5 protein-coding genes and 2 pseudogenes are annotated in these 3,963 nt (G+C 53.3%); 6 read left to right on the plus strand and 1 reads right to left on the minus strand.

Annotated features, from left to right (window positions below; genetic code table 11):
* From CSQ89_RS23370 to CSQ89_RS20340, 6 genes and pseudogenes are all read left to right on the plus strand, one after another.
* The coding region (locus tag CSQ89_RS23370) for a hypothetical protein (RefSeq protein WP_233203359.1) at positions 1–231 on the plus strand (231 nt) is incomplete at its 5' end.
* Positions 224–1,231, plus strand: a complete 1,008-nt coding sequence (gene xerC / locus CSQ89_RS20325) for a site-specific tyrosine recombinase XerC (RefSeq protein ID WP_099407829.1) — start codon at positions 224–226, stop codon at positions 1,229–1,231. The genes CSQ89_RS23370 and xerC, both read left to right, overlap by 8 nt.
* 196 nt (positions 1,232–1,427) lie before the next feature.
* Positions 1,428–1,568 (plus strand): annotated as a pseudogene (locus tag CSQ89_RS23945) (RHS repeat-associated core domain-containing protein); the annotation flags it as partial.
* A gap of 102 nt (positions 1,569–1,670) precedes the next feature.
* On the plus strand, positions 1,671–2,090 hold the full coding sequence (locus tag CSQ89_RS23380) for a hypothetical protein (protein WP_139023164.1): 420 nt from the start codon (positions 1,671–1,673) through the stop codon (positions 2,088–2,090).
* Between the two features lie 10 nt (positions 2,091–2,100).
* Entirely contained in the window at positions 2,101–2,523 is a 423-nt protein-coding gene (locus CSQ89_RS20335; protein ID WP_099407830.1) for a hypothetical protein, read from the plus strand.
* Positions 2,524–2,614: 91 nt separating this feature from the next.
* A complete protein-coding gene (locus tag CSQ89_RS20340) occupies positions 2,615–3,010 on the plus strand; it encodes a hypothetical protein (RefSeq protein ID WP_099407831.1) in 396 nt (131 codons plus the stop codon).
* 101 nt (positions 3,011–3,111) lie between these two features.
* On the opposite strand, the pseudogene CSQ89_RS20345 reads toward CSQ89_RS20340, so the two are convergent.
* Positions 3,112–3,963: pseudogene (locus tag CSQ89_RS20345) on the minus strand (hypothetical protein); the annotation flags it as partial.

Raw genomic sequence — 3,963 nt, forward strand, 5'->3', positions numbered from 1 at the left:
AGTTCGCGGGGGGAGTCCCCCCGGAACGCGGGGGCAATGCGGGCCCAAAACGGCCCACTCGCGGCGGTCTGCCGACCTGCCGGATTAGCCGCAATGCCTGTCATGACGGGTGTTGGGGAAGATAGCGGCCCTGTGTTAGCGGAAATGCACGGTACTGACGCCGTTAGCTTGGTCAGGTCATATCCCCCATCGCGCCTTGAACACCCTGTAGCGGGGGAAGCCCATGCGTAAGCAACGTGTGCTACGTCGGAAGCCACGCACACCCGCCAAGGCGACCCCTCAAGCCGCGGTCGATACGCCGTTACGACGTTACCTGACAGCCTTCCTGAGCTGGTCCGAAGCCCGCTACAGCGCCGCGACGGTGCAGAAGCGCAAGGTATCGCTGGAGGGCTTCCTGGCTTGGTGCGCGGAACGTGATATTGCGCAGCTGCACGACCTGAGCCGCGACCTGTTGGAACGCTACCAGCGGCACCTATACGACTATCGCAAGACGGATGGGCAACCGCTGACCATTGGCACGCAACTAGGTCAACTCCACTCGCTGCAAGCCTTCTGCAAATGGCTCACCCGTCAACGTTATATCCTGTACAACCCGGCGGCAGAGCTGGAGCTCCCCAAGGCACCGCGTCGCCTGCCGCATGCCGTCCTAAGCCGGGAAGAAGTGGAAAGTGTGCTGAGCCAACCGGACCTGACAACCTTGATGGGGTTGCGTAATCGGACCATCTTGGAAACGCTGTATGCAAGTGGTGTGCGTAAAAGCGAGCTGATACAGCTTACCCTGCATGATCTCGACCTGCCGCACGGTACATTGCGGATACGCCAGGGCAAGGGCAACAAGGATCGGATCGTCCCGATTGGGGAACGGGCCTGTGCTTGGTTGACCAAGTATCTGGACGATGTTCGGCCCGCGTTGGTGGTGGGTGCAGATGACGGTCAGCTGTTTCTGACGGATTACGGTGAAATGTTCAGTAACAACCGGCTCAATGACATGGTGCGCAAATACCTGAACCATGCCGGCATTGACCGCCCGGGTGCTTGCCACATGTTCCGGCATGCCTGCGCCACACACATGCTGGATAACGGGGCGGACCTGCGCGCCCTGCAATTGATCCTGGGTCATGCCCAAATCACCACGACGGAAATCTATACGCATGTGAGCATTGGCCGGCTCAAGGCCGTCCATGCCGCCACCCACCCCGCAGCGCATTTGCGACTAGGGTCCGTTGAGTAATCAACTAACCTCGCCTAAGCACCGCTTCTAGACACACTCCCTCGCGCGGCTCCGGAAATACCCATCCGGGGCCGCGTTGCGTTTGCTGAAAACCTGCATCTAGGGAAAAATCCCTGTCCTAAGCCCATGCGTCTTGAGCGAATGGGGTTGTAAACTGCGGAGGTACTAGAGGAAACGGGCTTTTAGCGGGGAAGCGGCATCAGGGAAGGAGGTTTACAATTACTTCCGGGATTACAGTGCGAAGGATGGACGATACCTACAGAGCGATCCGATAGGGTTGGCGGGCGGGATCAATACCTACACCTATGTGGGCGGCAATCCCTTGAGTTTCACGGACCCACTGGGTCTTGAATGCACCGCACAAAACGGAAGAGTTACATGCAATGTACCGGGAGGTCCCCAGATCAACTTTCCCCAACCCGACGGTTGGCCAAGTTCTATGAAGCCAGGCGATTCTGACTACCACTATTACAACAAGCGGGTAAATGTTTCAGCTGCCGATAAAAAATGCCTTGAAGACTATGTTCGTAACCACCCCACACCAGGCTCGCCTAAACCTGCAACACCAACCGGCACTGCAAACGATGCAAGTCCGTCTTGGGCTGCTCCGTTTAAGTCTAGTCCAGTTAAGAGTTATTCCATGACTAGTAACGGCTCGCAAGTTGTTGTGAATGTCACGATGCGTGACCATCCATTGTTCCCAGGTTATGTTGCGAGAACAGTCAATGGCGGTGTTGCCAATAACTTTGGAGAGGGGACCGGTTGGTTGCAGGGCCCTAATTCCCCAATTAGTAACCCAATCAACAATGTCTGGTATGGACTTACAGATGATGCCGTTAAGGCCTGCTCATGCAAATAGATCGGCATAAATGACCGCAGCTAAACTACGCGTGGTGATCGGTTTCTTCGTTTCACCAGGTGTGCCTGCTTTGTTTCTATATCTAATTGGTCTGATTTTTTATTCCAGCTGGGAGGCTGCATGGGGACCAAATATTCTAGCCATATGCGGATACTTGGCTGCGTTTATTATTGGCGTCCCCATGTATTTCATTTTGAAACGAAAGAACATCAGCAGTTTAAAAGCCTACCTCATTCTGGGAGCATTGGTAGGCTTTATTTTTTATGTTGTTTTTTTTGGATTATGGGTACTACTTAGCTGGCAGAAATTTCCAGAACATGCTCTTTTGATACTCAAGGGTTCAGTTAGGTCTGGCATAATTGCAGTTGTGTATGCCACTGTCGCAAGTGCAATATTCTGGCTAATATCAATTAAGAAATTTGGTAATGATTGATCAGCTGGTAATTTCTGTGAAACAGCATATTCTGTTCTTATACCAAACACAGTGAAGCCAAATAGTTCAATATCTAAACTGGAGTAAATGTATGAGTCCACTGATAAATATGGCTTTCATCTTACTATGCAGTACAGCTTCTTCATCGGCGCTTGCAATATCAACTTTAAAAGAAACTGAGCGTCTGTGGCAACAGAATAAAAACAGACTTGGATACGTAGAATATCAAGACGAGTTTCTCAAATACAATAATTCCTTAAAGTTAGACACAAAAGATGGCTGTTATGATCTAAACGGCGGGAAAGTGGTGATGTATCTGATTATAGCCAAAGAAGCTGTTATAGATTCAGTAAGGACAAATATAGAAAATCCAAAAGCTCAATGCTTTAAACGCACATACACTAGTTTGCCTGTCAAGGCACCGCCATTCTCACCTCTTGTAATTAAAATGGTTATGCAACCAAGCAGAAAAACACAAACAAAATAAGTAGAGGTAACTGTTGAGACTTCAGAGGAGTTGAACTAGAAAGCCAGCTCGGGATCACCCGACCCGGCTTTACTCATTCACGAGCAGGTATAACTTCAGAGCTATAAACCGTCTTCACAGCGCACCAATTCCGCATTCCCATCTAGATGCGCACACTCGTCCCGGTCGGTCCACCATTCAGGCGGGCCGGCATCGGCGCAGTGGTCGAAATAACCTGCATCAAAGGGTGGCGGTTCGTTGAAACCCAGGTCTACAGGGGCATCCCACCCAGGTGGGGGGTCTGATTCCGCGTGGTCATCCCTAAAATCTTGGTCTTCAGGTAGCGGCAGTGGCTCGGTTAGAGCGTCGGCCAACAACTGCGTACAGTTATTGGCACAAGTCCTAGATGGCCGAGCTTCGCCCGTCCTGGCGGCGAGTCCTTCGGCCGCGCCTTCAAACATCGACTGCTTCTTACGCCAGTCGATCGCCCAGGTCTTGGTACGGGTCACTACCTTAGCCGACCCGGCTTCCACCCCCTTCACCACGGCGCAGGCAGCCTCACCGTAGCGATTCACTTGCTCGGGGCGGTCTTCCTTAGCCAGCGATAGCGGCAGGTCTTTACGACGGGCCAGCGGGCCGCCCAGGAGCTGGCAGAACAAGCTCCAGTCGCCGGTATCGGCTGCTGTTGCGGCTTGGTCAATTACGGTGTCGTCCTGCTTTGTACCGCGCAGCTTGCGCAGTTCGCGCCACAGGGCAACGGGTGGGCCGCCGTAGAACTGGAACTGCCGCACATGCCACAGGCTGGCCCAGGCGCGGACCTTCTGTGCGCCGGTAATGCTGTCGGTATCGGCTTCGTAGTCGTCACCCATGGCGAGGTGTTCGCCGTCTTCGCGGCGCTGTTCGCTTTTACCGTCGAGGTTCTTGGTCAGGTATTTGGTGAGGTAAGCGACGGCCCCACCGACGCGGCTACCATC

The sequence above is a fragment of the Chitinimonas sp. BJB300 genome (assembly GCF_002735695.1).
Classification (GTDB): domain Bacteria; phylum Pseudomonadota; class Gammaproteobacteria; order Burkholderiales; family Chitinimonadaceae; genus Chitinimonas.